The sequence below is a fragment of the Mycobacterium scrofulaceum genome (genome assembly GCF_002086735.1).
GTDB classification, from domain to species: Bacteria; Actinomycetota; Actinomycetes; order Mycobacteriales; family Mycobacteriaceae; genus Mycobacterium; species Mycobacterium scrofulaceum.
Genome location: NZ_MVIJ01000141.1, coordinates 1 through 1,254 on the forward strand (window position 1 = coordinate 1; position 1,254 = coordinate 1,254).

A 1,254-nucleotide genomic window follows, 5' to 3' on the forward strand; every position below is an offset into this window, starting at 1 on the left:
CAGGACACATCTGAATTGTTTTTCGACGGCGTGCGCGTCCCCAAGACGCATCTGCTAGGCGACACCGAGGGGCAAGGTTTCATCCAGCTGATGACGCAACTGCCGCAGGAGCGACTAATCGTTGCGGTCGGAGCGGTTGCCGCCATGGAATTGGCCTTGCAGCAGACGGTCAAATACACGCGCGAACGAGAGGCCTTCGGACGAACGATCTTCGGGTTCCAGAACACCAAGTTCACCCTGGCCGAAGCGGCCACTGAAACAAGGATTGCGCGAGTATTCCTCGACCACTGCATCTGCCTACACCTCCAGGGCCAGCTCGACGTGCAAACTGTCGCGATGGCCAAATGGTGGACGACGGAACGGGCGATGAAAGTCCTCGACGACTGCCTGCAGCTGCACGGCGGGTACGGATACATGACGGAATATCCGATTTCGCGTCTCTGGGTTGATCAGCGAGTACAGAAAATCTACGCGGGGTCTAACGAAATAATGAAAGAGATTATTTCGAGGTCGCTTTGACAAGATAGCGACGACCGAACGCCCGGTGTATCAACGCAGATGAGGATCTGCTACTTGAGACAGGCAAGCTCCACCGCAGATAAAGCCATCGAATGGATCACGGCGCAGGCCAGCAGTACACCGCCGAGGTATGTTAGGGCGTACTTGTCGTAGCGGGTCGCGATGCCGCGCCACTGCTTGAGCCGATTGAAGCCACGTTCGACGGTGTTGCGCAGCGCGTAGATCTCGGCGTCGAACGCCGGTGGGCGGCCGCCGGCGGATCCCTTGGCCTTGCGGCGGTCGATCTGATCTCGACGTTCGGGAATCGTGTGCTTGATTCTGCGGGAACGCAATTGGGTACGGGTGCTCGGATGCGAATACGCCTTGTCGGCGAGCAACCGGAAATCGTCAGCGGACTGGTCTGAATCCCTGCATGTCGCGGCGTAATCATCGAGCAGCGCCATCAATTGCGGGTTGTCGCCGGCTTGGCCGGCGGTGAGCCGGACCGCCACGGGAGCTTCGCGAGGATCAGTCAGCGCGTGGATCTTGGTGGTCAGCCCGCCGCGGGAACGCCCGATCGCATGATCGTCGGGCTCATCGGCAGATTTCTTGTAATTCGAATTCGACAGTGCCCCCTGTGCACAACGTGTCCGAACGGGCGCCCGCCGAGTGTTGATGGGGCTCTGCGGAAATGAGCGTGCAGCAGTGGTTGGCGGATATCCGCGGTGGGGGTTCGTGTCGTTGAGCTGAGGTGGG

At 59.8% G+C, this 1,254-nt stretch carries 1 protein-coding gene and 1 pseudogene; one reads left to right on the forward strand and one right to left on the reverse strand.

The genetic code is table 11. From position 1 onward, the window contains the following. The coding region (locus BST44_RS29135; protein WP_279628996.1) for an acyl-CoA dehydrogenase family protein at nucleotides 1-519 on the forward strand (519 nt) is incomplete at its 5' end. Between the two features lie 50 nt (nucleotides 520-569). On the opposite strand, the pseudogene BST44_RS29140 reads toward BST44_RS29135, so the two are convergent. Further along, a pseudogene (locus BST44_RS29140) lies at nucleotides 570-1,176 on the reverse strand (IS5 family transposase); the annotation flags it as partial. Nucleotides 1,177-1,254 lie beyond the last annotated feature (78 nt).